This is a genomic window from Oleiphilus sp. HI0125, assembly GCF_001635355.1.
In genome coordinates, this window is record NZ_LWGF01001130.1 from 1 (window position 1) to 911 (window position 911).

2 protein-coding genes are annotated in these 911 nt (G+C 45.2%); both read right to left on the bottom strand.

Annotated features, from left to right (window positions below):
* Positions 1 to 205: solute carrier family 23 protein (locus A3762_RS19535; RefSeq protein WP_304439303.1), on the bottom strand; the 205-nt coding region annotated here is incomplete at its 3' end.
* A gap of 40 nt (positions 206 to 245) precedes the next feature.
* Entirely contained in the window at positions 246 to 872 is a 627-nt protein-coding gene (gene upp / locus A3762_RS19540; RefSeq protein ID WP_068755841.1) for a uracil phosphoribosyltransferase, read from the bottom strand.
* Between the last annotated feature and the right edge of the window lie 39 nt (positions 873 to 911).

The window sequence follows — 911 nt, forward strand, 5'->3', positions numbered from 1 at the left end:
AGGCAAAGCTGGAAGCGAGGAAAATCGGAATGCTGCGCTTAGTTATAAGTTGAAAGATGAGCGTGCCAACACCCGCAGTAAATAGAGCAACGTTACTATCTAACCCTGTAAGTAAGGGGACAAGAACGAGGGCGCCGAAGGCGACGAACAGCATTTGTGCGCCAATTAGCGCTGTCTTTGGGCTGAATGCATTTTCATCTGACATCGTGAATCTTCCTTTTCGCTATGTTTAGGGTGAGTTGTTGCTACTGGGTCCCGAAGATCTTGTCTCCTGCATCGCCAAGCCCGGGTAATATATATCCTTTGTCGTTTAGCTTTTCGTCGACAGCGGCGGTATAAATTTCCATGTCGGGGTGCGCAGCTAAAACTTTTTCAATGCCCTCGGGTGCGGCAACTAAAAACAAGCCAATGATTTTTTTACAGCCTGCTTTTTTAAGAAGGTCAATTGTCGCAATCAGAGTTCCGCCAGTTGCAAGCATTGGGTCTATGATCATCGCTGTTCGATCTTCAATGTCTTTGACGAGCTTTTCAAAATAAGTAACCGGCTCGAGTGTTTCCTCATTTCGATATAGCCCAACGACGCTGACCTTAGCGTTAGGCATTAATTCAAAAACACCATCAAGCATACCAATACCTGCACGTAGGATTGGAACGACAGTGACTTTCTTTCCTTCGATTTGCTCAACGGTTGTCATGCCCGACCAGCATTCAATTTGTTTCGGTTCGAGAGGGAATGATTTGGTTGCTTCGTAGGTGAGGAGGGTTGTGATTTCTTTACTGAGTGCGCGAAAGCTTTTAGTGGAGATGTCTTTTTCGCGAAGTAAGCCTAACTTGTGACGAACGAGTGGGTGTTTGATTTCGATGACGTTCATGCATCTTCCTTTGATTAATACGTAAAAAAAGGCGCTTAA

Excerpts from the sequence above, each read along its gene's own strand:
- upp (WP_068755841.1), bottom strand. The coding sequence starts at position 872 with ATGAACGTCATCGAAATCAAACACCCACTCGTTCGTCACAAGTTAGGC.